Here is a 16286-nt window from a genome sequence, read left to right as displayed (position 1 = left end):
GCCGACCGGAAGAGCGAGTGAAGGCCGTGGGGGGTTTTGCTCGTTCGGCGGCGGTCGGTGAACGGTGCGGCTCCGTGCCCGACGGGGGTAAGCCGGGTGCGGCCCATGGATGGGGATCCATGGGCCGCACCCCGGTCCGTTCACCGTCTATGTCTTTGCGTATTGAACGAAGCAATGGGTGCGGCAATCGACGAAAGCGCTTGCGCGCTCCTTTTGTCTCCGACCGGGATACGGACACGGCGAAGCGGCGGCACCCCGCACAGGGTGCCGCCGCTTCAGGGTGGTCCGGAGCCGTTGTCGACTCGTTGAGGGTTTATGTGAGCCGACAGCCCCGGAGCCCGGGGATCAGGTCAGCGGCTGTCGCTGCCCTTCGCCTCTGCTGCGGCGCGGCCCGCCTCCAGGCGGGCGACCGGGATCCGGAACGGCGAGCAGGAGACGTAGTCGAGGCCCACCTCGTGGAAGAAGTGCACCGACTCCGGGTCACCGCCGTGCTCGCCGCAGACACCGAGCTTCAGGTCCGGGCGGGTGGCCCGGCCGGCCGCGACGGCGCTGCGGACCAGCGAACCGACGCCGTCCTTGTCGATCGTCTCGAACGGCGACACCCCGAAGATGCCCTTCTCCAGGTACGCGGTGAAGAACGAGGCCTCCACGTCGTCGCGGGAGAAGCCCCACACCGTCTGGGTCAGGTCGTTCGTACCGAAGGAGAAGAACTGCGCGGCCTCGGCGATCTGACCGGCGGTCAGCGCGGCGCGCGGCAGTTCGATCATCGTGCCGATGGTCAGCTTCAGCTTGGTGCCGGTGGCCGCCTCGACCTCGGCGATGACCTGGTCGGCCTCCTCGCGGACGATCTCCAGCTCCTGGACCGTGCCGACGAGCGGAATCATGATCTCGGCGCGCGGGTCGCCCTTGGCGTTCTTGCGGTGGGCGGCCGCCTCGGCGATCGCCCGCACCTGCATCGCGAACAGACCGGGGATGACCAGCCCGAGCCGTACGCCGCGCAGACCGAGCATCGGGTTCTGCTCGTGCAGCTTGTGCACGGCCTGGAGGAGCCGCAGATCGTTCTCGTTCGCGTCCTTGCGGGACTCGGCGAGCGCGACCCGTACCGACAGCTCGGTGATGTCGGGCAGGAACTCGTGCAGCGGCGGGTCGAGCAGTCGCACGGTGACGGGCAGACCGTCCATCGACTCGAACAACTCGATGAAGTCGGCCTTCTGAAGCGGCAGCAGCGCGGCGAGCGCGGCCTCGCGCTCGTCGTCGGTGTCCGCGAGGATCAGCTTCTCGACCATCTCGCGGCGTTCGCCGAGGAACATGTGCTCGGTGCGGCACAGGCCGATGCCCTGGGCACCGAAGCGCCGCGCCCGCAGCGCGTCCTCGGCGTTGTCCGCGTTGGCCCGCACCCGCAGCCGGCGCACCCGGTCCGCGTACGCCATGATCCGGTGCACGGCTGCGACCAGCTCGTCGGCGTCGTCGGCGCCCGCGTGCATCCGGCCCTCGAAGTACTCGACGACCGGGGACGGCACGACGGGGACCTCACCGAGGTACACCTTGCCGGTGGAGCCGTCGACCGAGACGATGTCGCCCTCCTCGACGACGGTCCCGCCGACAGTCAGGCGGCGCCGCTTGGTGTCGACCTCGATCTCCTCGGCGCCGCAGACGCAGGTCTTGCCCATGCCACGGGCGACGACGGCGGCGTGAGAGGTCTTGCCGCCGCGCGAGGTCAGGATGCCCTCGGCGGCGATCATGCCGTCGAGGTCGTCGGGGTTGGTCTCGCGGCGGATCAGGATGACCTTCTCGCCCGACCGGGACCACTTGACCGCGGTGTACGAGTCGAAGACCGCCTTGCCGACCGCGGCGCCCGGCGACGCGGCGATGCCACGGCCGAGCAGCACCGTCTTCGCGTCCTCGTCGAAGCGCGGGAACATCAGCTGCGCCAGCTGTGCCCCGTTGACGCGCTGGAGCGCCTCCGCCTCGTCGATGAGCCCCTGGTCGACGAGCTGCGTCGCGATCCGGAACGCGGCACCGGCGGTGCGCTTGCCGACCCGGGTCTGGAGCATCCACAGCTGGCCGCGCTCGATGGTGAACTCGATGTCGCACAGGTCCTTGTAGTGCGTTTCGAGGGTCTGCATGATCTGCATCAGCTGGTCGTACGACTTCTTGTCGATCGACTCCAGATCGGCGAGCGGCACGGTGTTGCGGATACCCGCGACGACGTCCTCGCCCTGCGCGTTCTGCAGGTAGTCGCCGTACACGCCCGCGTGGCCGCTGGCCGGGTCGCGGGTGAAGGCGACGCCCGTACCGGAGTCGGGACCGAGGTTGCCGAAGACCATCGAACAGACGTTGACGGCCGTGCCGAGGTCGCCGGGGATGCGCTCCTGGCGACGGTAGAGCTTGGCGCGGTCGGTGTTCCACGAGTCGAAGACGGCCTTTATGGCCAGGTCCATCTGCTCGCGCGGGTCCTGCGGGAAGTCACGCCCGGCGTCGCGCGTGACGATCTTCTTGAACTGCTTGACCAGCTTCTTCAGGTCGGCCGCGTCGAGATCCACGTCGACGGTGACGCCCTTGGCCTCCTTCGCGGCCTCCAGCGCCTCCTCGAAGAGGTCGCCGTCGACTCCGAGGACGGTCTTGCCGAACATCTGGATCAGGCGGCGGTACGAGTCCCACGCGAACCGCTCGTCGCCGGCCTGGGCGGTGAGACCGACGACGGACGCGTCGGAGAGACCGATGTTGAGAACCGTGTCCATCATGCCGGGCATCGAGAACTTCGCGCCGGAGCGGACGGAGACCAGCAGCGGGTCGTCGGCCTGACCGAGCTTCTTGCCCATCTGCTTCTCCAGGGCGGCGAGGTGCGCACTCACCTCGTCGCGGAGCGCCGTCGGCTCCTCGCCACTGTCGAGGTAGACCTTGCACGCCTCGGTGGTGATCGTGAAGCCCGGAGGGACGGGCAACCCGAGGTTCGTCATCTCGGCGAGGTTGGCACCCTTGCCGCCGAGCAGGTCCTTCAGATCCTTGTTGCCCTCGGTGAAGTCATAAACGAACTTCTGACCCGCGAGCTCCGGCGTGGGTACGTGAGGATCTTTGTTTTCCGACACGGGTCTCGACTCCTAGAGGACTCGGGTGGCTGCCCTGACGGCGAGGAACATACCCAGATCGAAGGTGTCTGGGTACGTCCACTTGCGCGTCATGCGGCCTTAACCACTCGTCCGCCAGTAGATCGAAAGTTTCGTTCCGCACCCATACGGAGATCGGATTCGTTCACTTCTTGAACGCATCACCACTCAAAGTTCCCGAGATCGCGCGGATTGCGCACGGTATGTAGTGGATGCGTCGATCGATCAAAGTAAAGTCGGGTGGCACCGAGTGCCATCATTTGAGAAATGCAGTTCCCAAAAACCCGCTCATCTGAGCAATGCACCCCTCAGGGGTGGCGAGAATCACGCCCCGACGGGCGCTCAGATGTCACCATCCGGACACCCTCGGGGACACGTACGGTCACGCGCCGACCGCAAGGAGAGAAAGAAATGCGGACGGGGTGCCCCCATCGCGCGCCACGGCGCCCCGCACCATCCGGTCCACCCTCGATTCACCCCGGATTGACGCTCAGATGAGCGGGAGCGAATCAAGGGCACCCGGTGCCTCAGCCGCCCGAGGTGTCGAGCTCGGCTTCCGCGCTCACGCCCGAGCAGTCGTAGGGGTCCTTCAGCCAGCCGTCCGGCAGCACCACACGGTTGTTGCCGGACGTGCGCCCGCGCGGCCCGTCCGCCCCGTCCGGCCAGGCCTGGTCCAGGTCGAGCTCGTGCAGCTGCGCACCCAGCTCGTCCAGCGACGAGGTGATCGCCAGCTTCTTGCGCATCTCCGAGCCGACCGAGAAGCCCTTGAGGTACCAGGCCACATGCTTACGGAAGTCGATCACGCCACGGGTCTCGTCGCCGATCCACTCCCCCAGGAGCGTCGCGTGCCGCAGCATCACCGTCGCGACCTCCCGGAGCGTCGGCGCCTGCCTCGCCTCCGTGCCCTCGAAGGCACTCACCAGGTCACCGAAGAGCCACGGGCGCCCCAGGCAGCCGCGGCCCACGACCACGCCGTCACAGCCGGTCTCGCGCATCATCCGGCGGGCGTCGTCCGCACACCAGATGTCGCCGTTGCCGAGGACCGGGATCTCCGGGACGTGCTCCTTGAGGCGGGCGATCGCGTCCCAGTCGGCGGTGCCGCCGTAGTGCTGGGCGGCGGTCCTGCCGTGCAGGGCGACGGCCGTGACGCCCTCCTCCACCGCTATCCGGCCCGCGTCGAGGTAGGTGAGGTGGTCGTCGTTGATGCCCTTGCGCATCTTGATGGTGACCGGCAGGTCGCCCGCGTTGGATACGGCCTCGTTGAGGATCGCGCGCAGCAGAGGCCGCTTGAACGGGAGCGCGGAGCCGCCGCCCTTGCGGGTCACCTTGGGGACCGGGCAGCCGAAGTTCAGGTCGATGTGGTCGGCGAGGTTCTCGTCGACGATCATGCGGACGGCCTTGCCGACCGTGACCGGGTCCACTCCGTACAGCTGGATCGAGCGCGGGGTCTCGCTCGCGTCGAAGTGGATGAGCTGCATGGTCTTCTCGTTGCGCTCGACCAGCGCCCGCGTCGTGATCATCTCGCTGACGAACAGCCCCTTGCCGCCGGAGAACTCCCGGCACAGGGTGCGGAACGGGGCGTTGGTGATACCGGCCATGGGGGCGAGCACCACCGGCGGCTGCACCGCGTGCGGGCCGATCCGGAGCTGCGGGAGCGAGGGGGCGAGCGTGGTCATTGCTCCATTGTCGCGTACGACGGGAGCTGCTTCGGTGGGCGCCGGAGCGAGAGGCGGGCACCCGCACGGGCGAAAGTCGTTAGTTAACCGTACTATCAATGTATGCCCGAGTTCAGCCACCGCCGACGGCAGCTGGTGCTGGCGATCTGCTGCATGAGTCTGCTGATCGTCAGCCTCGACGCCACCGTCCTCAACGTCGCCCTGCCCTCCATGCAGAAGGAACTGCACGCCACCGTCGCGGGCATGCAGTGGACGATCGACGCGTACACCCTCGTCCTCGCCTCCCTGCTGATGCTCGCGGGCTCCACCGCCGACCGGATAGGGCGGCGGAAGATCTTCAAGGTCGGACTCATCCTCTTCACCCTCGGCTCGGTGCTCTGTTCCCTCGCGCCGAACCTGGAGTCGCTGGTCGCGTTCCGCATGGTGCAGGCGGTCGGCGGCTCGATGCTCACCCCTGTCGCGATGTCGATCATCACCAACACCTTCACCGACCCGCGCGAGCGCGCCCGCGCCATCGGTGTGTGGGGCGGAGTCGTCGGCATCTCCATGGCGGCGGGACCGCTGGTCGGCGGCCTGCTGGTGGACTCGGTCGGCTGGCGGTCGATCTTCTGGATCAATCTGCCGGTCGGTCTCGCCGCGCTGCTGCTCACCTGGCGCTACGTCCCCGAGTCCCGCGCCCCGAAGCCGCGTCGCCCCGACCCCGTCGGTCAGCTGCTGGTGATCGCGCTGCTCGGTTCACTGACGTACGCGATCATCGAGGCGCCCTCCGCGGGCTGGACCTCGCCGCGGATCCTGGCCTTCGCCGCGCTCACCGTGTGCGCCCTGGCGGGGCTGCTGGTGTACGAGCCCAGGCGGGCCGAGCCCCTCATCGATCTGCGGTTCTTCCGCAGCGCCCCGTTCAGTGGCGCCACCGCCATCGCGGTCAGCGCGTTCGCCGCGCTGAGCGGCTTCCTCTTCCTGAACACGCTCTATCTGCAGAACGTGCGCGGCCTGACCGCCCTGCACGCCGGCCTGTACATGCTGCCGATGGCAGCCCTGACCTTTGTCTGCGCCCCGCTGTCCGGGCGGCTCGTCGGCAACCGGGGGCCGCGGCTTCCCCTGCTCGTGGCGGGTGCGGCCATGTCGGCGTGCGGGCTGCTGTTCGCGGCGTTCGACGCGGAGACGCAGACCGTGCTGCTGTTCACCGGCTATGTGCTCTTCGGCCTCGGCTTCGGCATGGTGAACGCCCCGATCACCAACACCGCCGTCTCCGGGATGCCGCGCTCGCAGGCCGGGGTCGCGGCGGCGGTCGCCTCGACCAGTCGGCAGATCGGCGGGACGCTGGGCGTCGCCGTGATCGGTGCGGTGCTGGCGGCGGGCGTGGCGGGCACCGGTTCCCCGCGTGGCGCCGCGTATGCCACCGCCTTCGTGGACGCGAGCAAACCCGCCTGGTGGATCATCACCGGCTGCGGGGTGTGCGTCCTCCTCGTCGGCGCGCTGACCAGCGGGCGCTGGGCACGGGAGACCGCCCGACGGACCGCGGAGCGGCTGGAGGCACCGGCGTCCGCCGGTACCTCGGGTCAGGCCTTGGCGAGTTCCAGCGCGTGAAGCCGCCGCAGCCGCTCGCGGGACTCCTCGTCGGCGGGGGCGTACGTCACCATGCGTGGACCGGTCGACGGGCCGAGCCAGAGGTCGGTGTGGTCCAGGCGCAGCAGTCCGACGTGGGTGTTGCGGAAGAGTTTCGTCCGGCCACCGGGGCCGACCACCTCGTGGCGCGCCCAGATCTCCCGGAACTCGGGCGAGGCCGCCTCCAGCCGCCCGAGTAGTGCCTTCCAGGCGGGCTCGGCCAGATGCTCCGCCATCGCTCCACGGAACTTGGCGGCCATCACCCGGTTCACCTCCGGGAGGTCGACGACGGCGGAGCGCCAGTCGGGGTTGGTGTAGGAGAGGATCATGCAGTTGCGGTCCTCGGGGGTGACGGCGTCCAGGTCGCAGAGCAGCCGCCCGTAGGTCCGGTTGTACGCGAGGATGTCGTACCGGCTGTTCTGGATGCAGGCCGGGATCGGGTCCAGCTGCCGCAGCATGTCCCGCAGTGCCGGGGTGATGCTCGGGCAGTCCGCGTCGGGCGTCGGGTCGACGGCGCCGGCCAGGGAGAAGAGATGGGTGCGCTCGCTGCGGTCGAGCAGCAGGGCGCGGGCGAGGGCGTCGAGAACCTGGGGCGAGACCTGGATGTCACGGGCCTGTTCGAGCCAGGTGTACCAGGTGACGCCGACGGCGGAGAGCTGGGCGACCTCCTCGCGCCGCAGGCCGGGGGTGCGACGGCGTCTGCCCCGGGGCAGACCGACCTGCTCGGGGGTGATCCGCTCGCGGCGGCTGCGCAGGAAGTCCGCGAGCTCGTGCCGCCGGACCTCGTGCTCCGAGACCTGGGCCTCCTCGCGCGCCTGGGACAGCTCACTCGCCATCATCGTCATGCCTCCAGCCTGCCGAACCCCGCCGCGCTCTGCCAGGTGCTGCTTGTACCAGGATAAAGACACTCTGGTACCAGGCTGAGATGAGGACGATCGTCGACGTCGTGAGTGAATCCCCTGTACGGATGCAGACATCCGCCATCTCCACCCCCGTGGTGCGGCACGACCACCCCACCCCGGTACTCGGCTCGCTCGGCCTGTTCACGGTGCTGCTCGGGGCGGCCCTGCCGCTCATCGATTTCTTCATCGTGAATGTCGCCCTGCCGACGATCGACAAGGACCTGGCCGCCGGCCCGGCGCTGCTGGAACTCGTCGTCGCGGGGTACGGACTCGCGTACGCCGTCCTGCTCGTCCTCGGTGGCAGGCTCGGCGACATGGCCGGCCGGCGCCGGCTCTTCCTGGCCGGCATGGCGGCCTTCGGGCTCACCTCGCTGGCCTGCGGGCTCGCCCCGGACGCCTGGACGCTCGTCGGGGCGCGGGTCGCGCAGGGCGCCTCGGCCGCACTGATGTTGCCGCAGGTGCTCGCCACCATCCAGGCGGCCACTGCCGGACACCGGCGGGCGCGGGCGATGAGCCTGTACGGGGCGACGGCCGGGCTCTCGATGGTCGCGGGCCAGATCGTCGGCGGCGTGCTGGTCGCCGCCGCGCCGCTGTCGTCGGTGTTCGGCGAGAGCGCGGGCTGGCGGTCGGTCTTCCTGGTGAACGTGCCGGTGGTGGCGGTGGGGCTGATGCTGGCCGCCCGCGCCGTACCGGAGACCCGCTCGGACCGGCCCGCGCCCGTCGACGTGCCGGGCACGCTGCTGCTCGCCGCGTCGCTGATGACGCTGCTGGCGCCGCTGACGGAGGGGCGGGCCGCGGGCTGGCCGGCGTGGACGTGGATCTCGCTGGCGCTGTTCCCGTTCGCCGCATTCGCCTTCTACCGGGTCGAACAGCGGGCCGACCGGCGCGGACAGATCCCGCTGATCCCGCCGAGCCTGCTGCGACTGGACTCGCTGCGGCGTGGCCTGGCTCTGGTGCTGCCGTTCTCGCTCGGCTTCGGCGGCTTCATGTTCGTGATCGCGGTCTCGCTGCAGCAGGGGCTGCAGATGGGCCCGGCGGCCGCGGGGCTCTCGCTGGCACCGATGGCCGCGGCCTTCTTCGTGGCGTCGCTGGCCGGTCCGCGGCTGGTCCGACGGTTCGGTACCCGGGTCGTGACGGCGGGCGGGCTGATCCAGGGCGTGGGCGTTGCGGTGCTCGCGCTCACCGTGTGGCGCGGCTGGCCGGACCTGGGGCTGCTTCAGCTGCTGCCGGGCGTCGCGCTCGCCGGTTTCGGTCAGGGGCTGCAGCTGCCGGTCCTCTTCCGCATCGTGCTCTCCGACGTGCCGACCGAGCGGGCCGGGGTGGGCGGCGGAGTGATGACGACGACACAGCAGGCGGCGCTGGCGCTGGGCGTGGCGACACTCGGGACGCTCTTCCTCGCGCTGGTCCCCGGCTCCGGGATGCGGGACGCGCTGGCCGTGACGCTGCTGGTGCAGCTGGCGGCAGTGGCCCTGACGGTGCTGCTGAGCCTGCGGCTGCCGCGCACGGTGGCGTGAGCCCGCGCACGGACGGGGTACGGGCACGGGAACGGGCGTGGGCCCGGATCACCAAGGGTGATCCGGGCCCACGCGGCCCTGTCCGGCCGATCTTCATGCGCCGGACAGGGCCACTGGTCGTACGAGCACAGAGAAGGCGTCAGCTCTGCGCCGCTGAGTCGCCCTCGCGGTTCGACGTCGCGGCATCGGCGGACGCTGGGGCCTGCCCGGACCCGGCGCGCTCGCGCATCTTGCGCAGCAGCTCCTGCTTCTGGTCGTCCGCGGTCCTGCGGTCGGCGTTGCGCGCGCTGCCCGCGCCGTGCTGATCGGCGCGGGACAGCTTCTTGCGCTGTCCGCCGACACCGAGAAGGTTGTTGCGGCTCTTGGCCACGGGGTTCTCCCATTCGTGGTGAGACGTCATGAGACGTGAGGTCGTGAGCGACCTGGAATCGATCCGGTGGGCGACGGGCGGTCGAGCCCGCCGCGCTCTCACTCGTAGATCTGGAAGAACGAAGACATACGGGAACCGTACCCCGGCCGCACCGGCCGCAGCACCCGGTTTTCGGCCTGCCGGCGCGAAGCATCACAGAACAATGCACTGACAGATATTGAAATCTGTCAGCCCATATGTCATGGTTGTGCCACAGCCCATCCCTCTCTTGTCTTCCACACACGCTTTCTTCTTCTCCACCACGGGAGTCCCTCATGACCGCCACCCGCACGCTCGGCTCCACCGGCCCACAGGTCTCCGCTCTGGGCCTCGGCTGCATGGGCATGTCCGCGCTGTACGGCGAGAGCGACCGCGCCGAGTCGATCGCCACCATCCACGCCGCGCTCGACGCGGGCATCACCCTGCTGGACACCGGCGATTTCTACGGCATGGGCCATAACGAACTACTGATCAACGAGGCGCTGCGCACGGCCCCCGGCGCCGCCCGCGAACAGGCGCTGACCAGCGTGAAGTTCGGCGCGCTGCGCACGGTCGAAGGCGCCTTCACGGGGTACGACGGCCGGCCTGCCGCCGTGAAGAACTTCGCCGCCTACTCGCTCCAGCGGCTCGGCACCGACCACATCGACATCTACCGGATCGCCCGCGTCGATCCCGATGTCCCGATCGAGGAGACCGTCGGCGCCATCGCCGAGCTGGTCGAGGCCGGCCATGTCCGCCACATCGGCCTGTCCGAGGTCGGCGCGGACACGATCCGGCGGGCGGCGGCCGTGGCCCCGATCTCCGATCTGCAGATCGAGTACTCGCTGATCTCGCGGTCCGTCGAGGACGCGATCCTGCCGGCCTGCCGTGAACTGGGTATCGGCGTCACGGCGTACGGGGTGCTGTCGCGCGGCCTGATCAGCGGGCACTTCAGCCGTGACCGCGAGCTGGCCCCGGGCGACTTCCGGGCCATGAGCCCGCGCTTCCAGGGCGGGAACCTCCAGCACAACCTCGACCTGGTCGACGCCCTGCGCAAGATCGCCGAGCAGAAGGGCGTCTCGGTCGCCCAGATCGCCATCGCCTGGGCGCTCGGCCGGGGTACGGACATCGTGCCGCTTGTCGGCGCCCGCCGCCGCGACCGGCTCACCGAGGCCCTCGGCGCCCTGGATGTCACGCTGGACGCCGCCGACCTCGCCGCGATCGAGGAGGCGGTCCCGGCAGGTGCGGCCGCCGGTTCGCGCTACCCGGAGAACCAGATGGCCCACCTCGACAGCGAGCGCTGAGCTCCGGGTACGGTCGTCGGGGTGCGGCCCCCGCAGGGCAGCTCCCCGAACGGTGCCCTCCGAAAGGCAGCACAGACACCATGACGCCAGCCGACCCGCTGACCCCCGAGCGCATCCTCGAAGCCACCGAGGACGTGCTGCGCCGCTACGGCCCCGCCAAGGCGACGGTGGTCGACGTGGCCCGCGCGCTCGGCGTCAGCCACGGCAGCGTCTACCGCCACTTCCGCACGAAGGCGGCGCTGCGCGAGGCGGTGACCGCGCGCTGGCTGACCCGAACCGAGGTGACCCTCACCGAGATCATCAGCGCTTCGGCGGAACCCGCCCCGTCGAAGCTGCGGCACTGGCTGACGGCGCTGTTCGAGTCCAAGCGCCACAAGGCAGGTGACGACCCCGAGCTGTTCGCGACCTACATCGTGCTGACCGGGGAGAGCACGGTCGTCGAGGAGCACGTCCGCGAACTGGTCGGCCAGCTCCGGGAGATCATCGAGGAGGGCGTGCGCAGCGGGCAGTTCGCGGTGGACGATCCGGCGGTCACCGCGCAGGCGGTCTTCGACGCGACGGCGCGCTTCCACGACCCGGCGTACGCCGCCGAATGGCAGAATCCCGCCATCGGCGCCGAGTTCACCGCCGTGTCGGACCTGCTGCTGCGCGGCCTGCGCGCCTGACAGCCCCGCACCACAGGGGCGGGGCACGCCGGGCGGCCGTCAGGCCGTCGGGTCGATCGTCGCCTGGTGGATCCGGGCCAGGTGTTCCTCGGCCTTGAGCCAGGGCAGGAACTGCACGCCCTTGCGCCAGTCGCACGTGTCGCAGCTCAGTTGTCGCTGTATCCCCGACTTCCGTACATGAACAACATGTTCACGGCCGTGCTGATCCCATCGGCTGACCTTGCTCGTGGTCATGGACGGCATCCGAGCCTCCTGTTGACGCGTGGTCGCGTGGTGCCCAGTGTGCAATGAAGCCCCCGGCTCCGTACGAGGAACCGGGGGCTTCGCGGTGGAACCGTGATGCGTCAGCAGCCGAGCAGACGGGCGCCGAGGTACGCCTGGATCTGGTCCAGCGAGACGCGCTCCTGCTTCATGGTGTCGCGCTCGCGCACCGTCACCGCGTTGTCGTCGAGGGTGTCGAAGTCGACGGTGACGCAGAACGGCGTACCGATCTCGTCCTGGCGGCGGTAGCGGCGGCCGATGGCGCCCGCGTCGTCGAACTCGATGTTCCAGTTCTTCCGCAGGTCGGTGGCGAGACCCTTGGCCTTCGGCGACAGCTGCGGGTTGCGGGACAGCGGCAGCACCGCGACCTTGACCGGCGCGAGGCGCGGGTCGAGGCGCATCACGGTGCGCTTCTCCATGACGCCCTTGGCGTTGGGCGCCTCGTCCTCGATGTAGGCGTCGAGGAGGAAGGCGAGCATCGAACGGCCGACACCGGCCGCGGGCTCGATGACGTACGGAGTCCAGCGCTCGCCGGCCTCCTGGTCGAAGAACGACAGGTCCGTGCCGGAAGCGGCGGAGTGGGCCTTGAGGTCGTAGTCCGTGCGGTTGGCGACGCCCTCCAGCTCGCCCCACTCGCTGCCGCCGAAGCGGAAGCGGTACTCGATGTCAGCGGTGCGCTTGGAGTAGTGGGAGAGCTTCTCCTTCGGGTGCTCGAACCACCGCATGTTCTCCTCGCGCAGGCCCAGGTCCGTGTACCAGTTCCAGCGCTGCTCCATCCAGTACTCGTGCCACTGCTCGTCCTCGCCCGGCTTGACGAAGAACTCCATCTCCATCTGCTCGAACTCGCGGGTGCGGAAGATGAAGTTGCCCGGAGTGATCTCGTTCCGGAAGGACTTGCCCATCTGCGCGATACCGAACGGCGGCTTCTTGCGCGAGGTCTGCTGCACCTGACCGAAGTTGGTGAAGATGCCCTGCGCGGTCTCGGGCCGCAGGTAGGCCACCGAGCCGGAGTCCTGGGTCGGGCCGAGATGCGTGGAGAGCAGACCCGAGAACTGCTTGGGCTCGGTGAAGGTGCCCTTGTTGCCGCAGTTGGGGCAGTTGAGGTCGGCGAGGCCGTTGACGGGCGGCTTGCCGTGCTTCTCCTCGTACGCCTCTTCCAGGTGGTCCGCGCGGAAGCGCTTGTGACAGGAGGTGCACTCGGTCAGCGGGTCGGTGAACGTGGCGACGTGGCCGGAGGCGACCCACACTTCGGGGGCCAGGATGACCGACGAGTCGAGACCGACCACGTCCTCGCGCGAAGTGACCATGTAGCGCCACCACTGGCGCTTGAGGTTCTCCTTCATCTCCACGCCCAGCGGCCCGTAGTCCCAGGCGGCCTTCTGGCCACCGTAGATCTCACTGCAGGGGTAAACGAAGCCACGGCGCTTGCTCAGGCTGACGATGGAGTCGATCTTGTCGGCGGCCACGGTGCTCTCTTCATTACGACGACGACGAACGGCGAATGCTTCAGATTACCGGCGGGCACGCCCTCCGGATCAAATCGGTGTGCGGACAGCCCACTCAGTGGCCATCCCATCGGGCTTGTTGACAATCGTTTCCAGTTTTGTTGAAAATGACTGTCATGAACGTACGCCGCCTCATACCCACCGCTGCCGTCGCCGGAGCAGTCGTCCTCGGGCTCATGGCCCTCTCCGCCTGCTCCACGTCGGACGCCGCCGACCGCAAGCCCGGCGACAAGCTGAATGTGGTGGCGTCGTTCTACCCCATGCAGTTCCTTGCCGAGGAGATCGGCGGGACCCACGTCTCGGTCAGCACGCTGACCAAGCCGGGCGTCGAGCCGCATGACCTGGAGCTCAGCCCGCGGCAGATCGGCGGACTCGGCGACGCCGACTACATCCTCTACCTCAAGGGTATCCAGCCCGCCGTCGACGACGCGATCAAGCTGTCAGAGTCGACCCACAGCGTCGACGCGGCGAAGCTGACCACGCTGGAGGACCACGGCACCGAGACCGGCGGCGACGAACACGGCCACGAGCACAAGGGCGAGGGCGCCGGGGCCGACCCGCACATCTGGCTGGACCCGGTGAGGTACGCCGAGGTCGCCAAGGGCGTCGGCGCGTCCCTGGAGAAGACCGACCCCGGCCACGCCGCGGACTACCGCAAGAACACGGACGCCCTGGTCAAGAGGCTCGACGCGCTGAACACGGCGTACGAGACGGGCCTGCGGAACACCGCCACCAAGACGTTCGTCACCACCCACTCCGCCTTCGGCTACCTCGCCGAGCGCTACGGCCTGGTCCAGGAGGGCATCGCCGGCATCGACCCCGAGGCCGAGCCCAGCCCCGCCCGGATCCAGGAGATCCACACCATCGCGGAGAAGAGCAAGGCCACCACCGTCTTCTTCGAGACCCTCGCCAGCGACAAGACCGCGAAGACCGTCGCGGCGGACACCGGCCTGAGGACCGACGTCCTCGACCCGCTCGAGGGAATCACCGACAAGTCCAAGGGCGACAACTACTTCGAGGTCATGCAGTCCAACCTCGCCGCCCTCCAGAAGGCGCTCGGCGCGAAGTGACCCTCGTAACATCCGCCACAGCAGCATCGGAGGCGCTCATGCCCGAGCCCGACAGCACCCAGCCCGACCCCGTGATAGCCCTGCGCGGAGCCACCGCGACCCTCGGCGCGCGCCCCGTGCTGCGTGGCATCGACCTCACCGTGCACCGCGGCGAGGTCGCCGCCCTGCTCGGCGCCAACGGCTCCGGCAAGTCCACCGCCGTCCGGTCCGTCATCGGCCAGGTCCCGCTCACCGGCGGCTCGGTCGAGCTGTTCGGCACCCCCCTGCGCCGCTTCCGCAGCTGGGCACGGATCGGCTACGTACCGCAGCGCACCACGGCGGCCAGCGGGGTCCCCGCCACCATCCGCGAGGTCGTCTCCGCCGGGCGGCTGTCCCGTACGAAGCTGGGGCTGCTCCGCAAGGCGGACCGGGCCGCCGTCGACCGCGCCATCGCGCTCGTCGGTCTCGCCGACCGGGCCGGGGACTCGGTGAGCGCGCTCTCCGGCGGTCAGCACCAGCGGGTGCTGATCGCGCGGGCGCTCGCCGCCGAGCCCGAGCTGCTGATCATGGACGAGCCCATGGCCGGCGTCGACCTGGCCAGCCAGGAGATCCTCGCCGAGACGCTGCGCGAGCAGGTGGCGGCCGGTACCACCGTGCTGCTCGTCCTGCACGAGCTGGGCCCGCTGGAGCCCCTCATCGACCGCGCGATCGTCCTCCGCGACGGCTGTGTGATGCATGACGGGCCGCCCCCGAAGGCCGTCGGTCAGCACGCGCTGCCCGGCCACGACCACGTACACCCCCATGCGGCTTCCGAGCCCGTCCGGACGGGACTGCTGACCTGATCATGGAATTTCTCCAGCCCCCCTTCATGCAGCGGGCCCTGCTCGCCGCCGTACTGGTCGGCGTCATCGCCCCCGCCGTCGGCATCTACCTCGTGCAGCGCCGCCAGGCCCTGATGGGCGACGGCATCGGCCACATCGCGATGACCGGAGTCGGTCTCGGCTTCCTGCTCTCCACCAGCCCGGTCTGGATGGCCACGGCCGTCGCCGTCGTCGGCTCGATCGTCATGGAACTGGTCCGCTGGTACGGACGCACGCGCGGCGACATCGCGCTGGCCATGCTCTTCTACGGCGGGATGGCGGGCGGTGTGCTGCTGATCAATCTCTCCGACACCGGCTCCAACGCCAACCTCACCTCGTACCTCTTCGGCTCCCTCTCCACGGTCTCGTCCGAGGACATCACCGCGATCTGCCTGCTCGCCGCCTTCGTGCTGCTGGTGACGCTGGGGCTGCGACGGCAGCTGTTCGCGGTCAGTCAGGACGAGGAGTTCGCGCGGGTCACCGGGCTGCCGGTGCGCGCACTCAATCTGCTGATCGCGGTCACGGCGGCGGTGACCGTCACCGTGGCGATGCGGGTCGTCGGTCTGCTGCTGGTCAGCGCGCTGATGGTGGTCCCTGTCGCCGCGGCGCAGCAGATCTCGAAGTCCTTCAAGGTGACGTTCGTGCTCTCCGTCGTCATCGGTACGGCGGTGACCCTGGCCGGCACCGTGACCTCCTACTACCAGGACGTACCGCCCGGTGCGACCATCGTGCTGCTGGCCATCGGCGTCTTCGTCGTGCTGACCCTGCTCGCCACACCGCTGGCCAGAAGGCGTGCGCGCAGCAGCGAAGCCTCGACGGAGTGCACCCTGGAAGGAGAGGCATCGGAAGTACCGGCTGCCCGCCATGCCACGAACGGCGTCCGGGTCTGACCCCGGCGCCGGGACGGGCTGGCACAATGGCCCGACATATGTACGGGCGACACGAGGAGGCACCTGTGGCGACGGCGCCGATCAGTGGAACGAACGCAGCCCCGGTACGCGGCCGGTCGACCCGGCAGCGGGCCGCGGTGGCGGCGGCGCTCGACGAGGTGGACGAGTTCCGCAGCGCCCAGGAGCTGCACGACGTACTCAAGCACCGCGGTGACTCGGTCGGGCTGACCACCGTCTACCGCACCCTGCAGTCCCTCGCCGACGCGGGCGAGGTGGACGTCCTGCGCACGACGGACGGCGAGTCCGTCTACCGGCGCTGCTCGACCGGCGAGCACCACCACCATCTGGTGTGCCGGGTCTGCGGCAAGGCGGTCGAGGTCGAGGGTCCCGCGGTGGAGCAGTGGGCGGAGACGATCGCTTCGCAGCACGGCTATGTGAACGTGGCCCACACGGTGGAGATCTTCGGGACGTGCGCCGAGTGCGCGGCGCTGCCGGAGAGTTGAGCGGGGTAGCGGTACGCGGTACGGGCGGGCGGTGCTCGAAGGAGCCCCGCCCGCCCG

The 16286-nt window shown here is 69.6% G+C and carries 14 protein-coding genes; 8 read left to right on the top strand and 6 right to left on the bottom strand.

Annotated elements, in window-relative coordinates:
- Positions 1-350: 350 nt before the first annotated feature.
- A complete protein-coding gene (gene ppdK / locus OG395_RS34735; RefSeq protein ID WP_327246448.1) occupies positions 351-3089 on the bottom strand; it encodes a pyruvate, phosphate dikinase in 2739 nt (912 codons plus the stop codon).
- Between the two features lie 545 nt (positions 3090-3634).
- A complete protein-coding gene (gene dusB / locus OG395_RS34730; protein ID WP_327246447.1) occupies positions 3635-4783 on the bottom strand; it encodes a tRNA dihydrouridine synthase DusB in 1149 nt (382 codons plus the stop codon).
- 102 nt (positions 4784-4885) lie between these two features.
- Here dusB and OG395_RS34725 point away from each other — a divergent pair, with 102 nt between their 5' ends.
- Complete coding sequence (locus tag OG395_RS34725) at positions 4886-6370, top strand: MFS transporter (RefSeq protein ID WP_327246446.1); 1485 nt, start codon at positions 4886-4888, stop codon at positions 6368-6370.
- Here the strand turns inward: OG395_RS34725 and OG395_RS34720 are convergent.
- Entirely contained in the window at positions 6343-7233 is an 891-nt protein-coding gene (locus OG395_RS34720; protein WP_327246445.1) for an MmyB family transcriptional regulator, read from the bottom strand. The two genes, OG395_RS34725 and OG395_RS34720, sit on opposite strands and share 28 nt — an antisense overlap.
- Before the next feature lie 122 nt (positions 7234-7355).
- Between OG395_RS34720 and OG395_RS34715 the strand changes: the two genes are divergently transcribed.
- Entirely contained in the window at positions 7356-8804 is a 1449-nt protein-coding gene (locus OG395_RS34715; protein WP_327249550.1) for an MFS transporter, read from the top strand.
- Positions 8805-8943: 139 nt separating this feature from the next.
- Here OG395_RS34715 and OG395_RS34710 read toward each other — a convergent pair whose 3' ends face one another.
- Complete coding sequence (locus tag OG395_RS34710) at positions 8944-9174, bottom strand: DUF6243 family protein (RefSeq protein WP_327249549.1); 231 nt, start codon at positions 9172-9174, stop codon at positions 8944-8946.
- A 314-nt stretch (positions 9175-9488) separates the two neighbouring features.
- Between OG395_RS34710 and OG395_RS34705 the strand changes: the two genes are divergently transcribed.
- Both OG395_RS34705 and OG395_RS34700 read left to right on the top strand, forming a co-directional pair.
- The gene (locus OG395_RS34705; protein WP_327246444.1) at positions 9489-10496 is read left to right on the top strand and encodes an aldo/keto reductase; all 1008 of its coding nucleotides are present in this window, start codon (positions 9489-9491) and stop codon (positions 10494-10496) included.
- A gap of 80 nt (positions 10497-10576) precedes the next feature.
- Positions 10577-11161 (top strand): TetR family transcriptional regulator, encoded by a 585-nt coding sequence (locus tag OG395_RS34700; RefSeq protein ID WP_327246443.1) that lies wholly within the window; start codon positions 10577-10579, stop codon positions 11159-11161.
- A gap of 39 nt (positions 11162-11200) precedes the next feature.
- Here the strand turns inward: OG395_RS34700 and OG395_RS34695 are convergent, their stop codons facing one another.
- On the bottom strand, positions 11201-11404 hold the full coding sequence (locus tag OG395_RS34695) for a hypothetical protein (RefSeq protein ID WP_327246442.1): 204 nt from the start codon (positions 11402-11404) through the stop codon (positions 11201-11203).
- Between the two features lie 101 nt (positions 11405-11505).
- The gene (locus OG395_RS34690) at positions 11506-12888 is read right to left on the bottom strand and encodes a glycine--tRNA ligase (protein ID WP_327246441.1); all 1383 of its coding nucleotides are present in this window, start codon (positions 12886-12888) and stop codon (positions 11506-11508) included.
- 155 nt (positions 12889-13043) lie between these two features.
- Between OG395_RS34690 and OG395_RS34685 the strand changes: the two genes are divergently transcribed.
- The 4 genes from OG395_RS34685 to OG395_RS34670 all read left to right on the top strand — a co-directional run bounded on the left by OG395_RS34685 (position 13044) and on the right by OG395_RS34670 (position 16229).
- Positions 13044-13997, top strand: a complete 954-nt coding sequence (locus tag OG395_RS34685; RefSeq protein ID WP_327246440.1) for a metal ABC transporter substrate-binding protein — start codon at positions 13044-13046, stop codon at positions 13995-13997.
- Positions 13998-14035: 38 nt separating this feature from the next.
- A complete protein-coding gene (locus tag OG395_RS34680) occupies positions 14036-14818 on the top strand; it encodes a metal ABC transporter ATP-binding protein (RefSeq protein ID WP_327246439.1) in 783 nt (260 codons plus the stop codon).
- A gap of 2 nt (positions 14819-14820) precedes the next feature.
- Complete coding sequence (locus OG395_RS34675; RefSeq protein ID WP_327246438.1) at positions 14821-15726, top strand: metal ABC transporter permease; 906 nt, start codon at positions 14821-14823, stop codon at positions 15724-15726.
- A 65-nt stretch (positions 15727-15791) separates the two neighbouring features.
- Entirely contained in the window at positions 15792-16229 is a 438-nt protein-coding gene (locus OG395_RS34670) for a Fur family transcriptional regulator (RefSeq protein WP_323135899.1), read from the top strand.
- Positions 16230-16286: the final 57 nt, after the last annotated feature.

The organism is Streptomyces sp. NBC_01320 (assembly GCF_035974375.1).
Classification (GTDB): domain Bacteria; phylum Actinomycetota; class Actinomycetes; order Streptomycetales; family Streptomycetaceae; genus Streptomyces; species Streptomyces yanii.
Note: the sequence above shows the minus strand (reverse complement) of the source record. Positions and strands in the feature narration are given on the sequence as shown.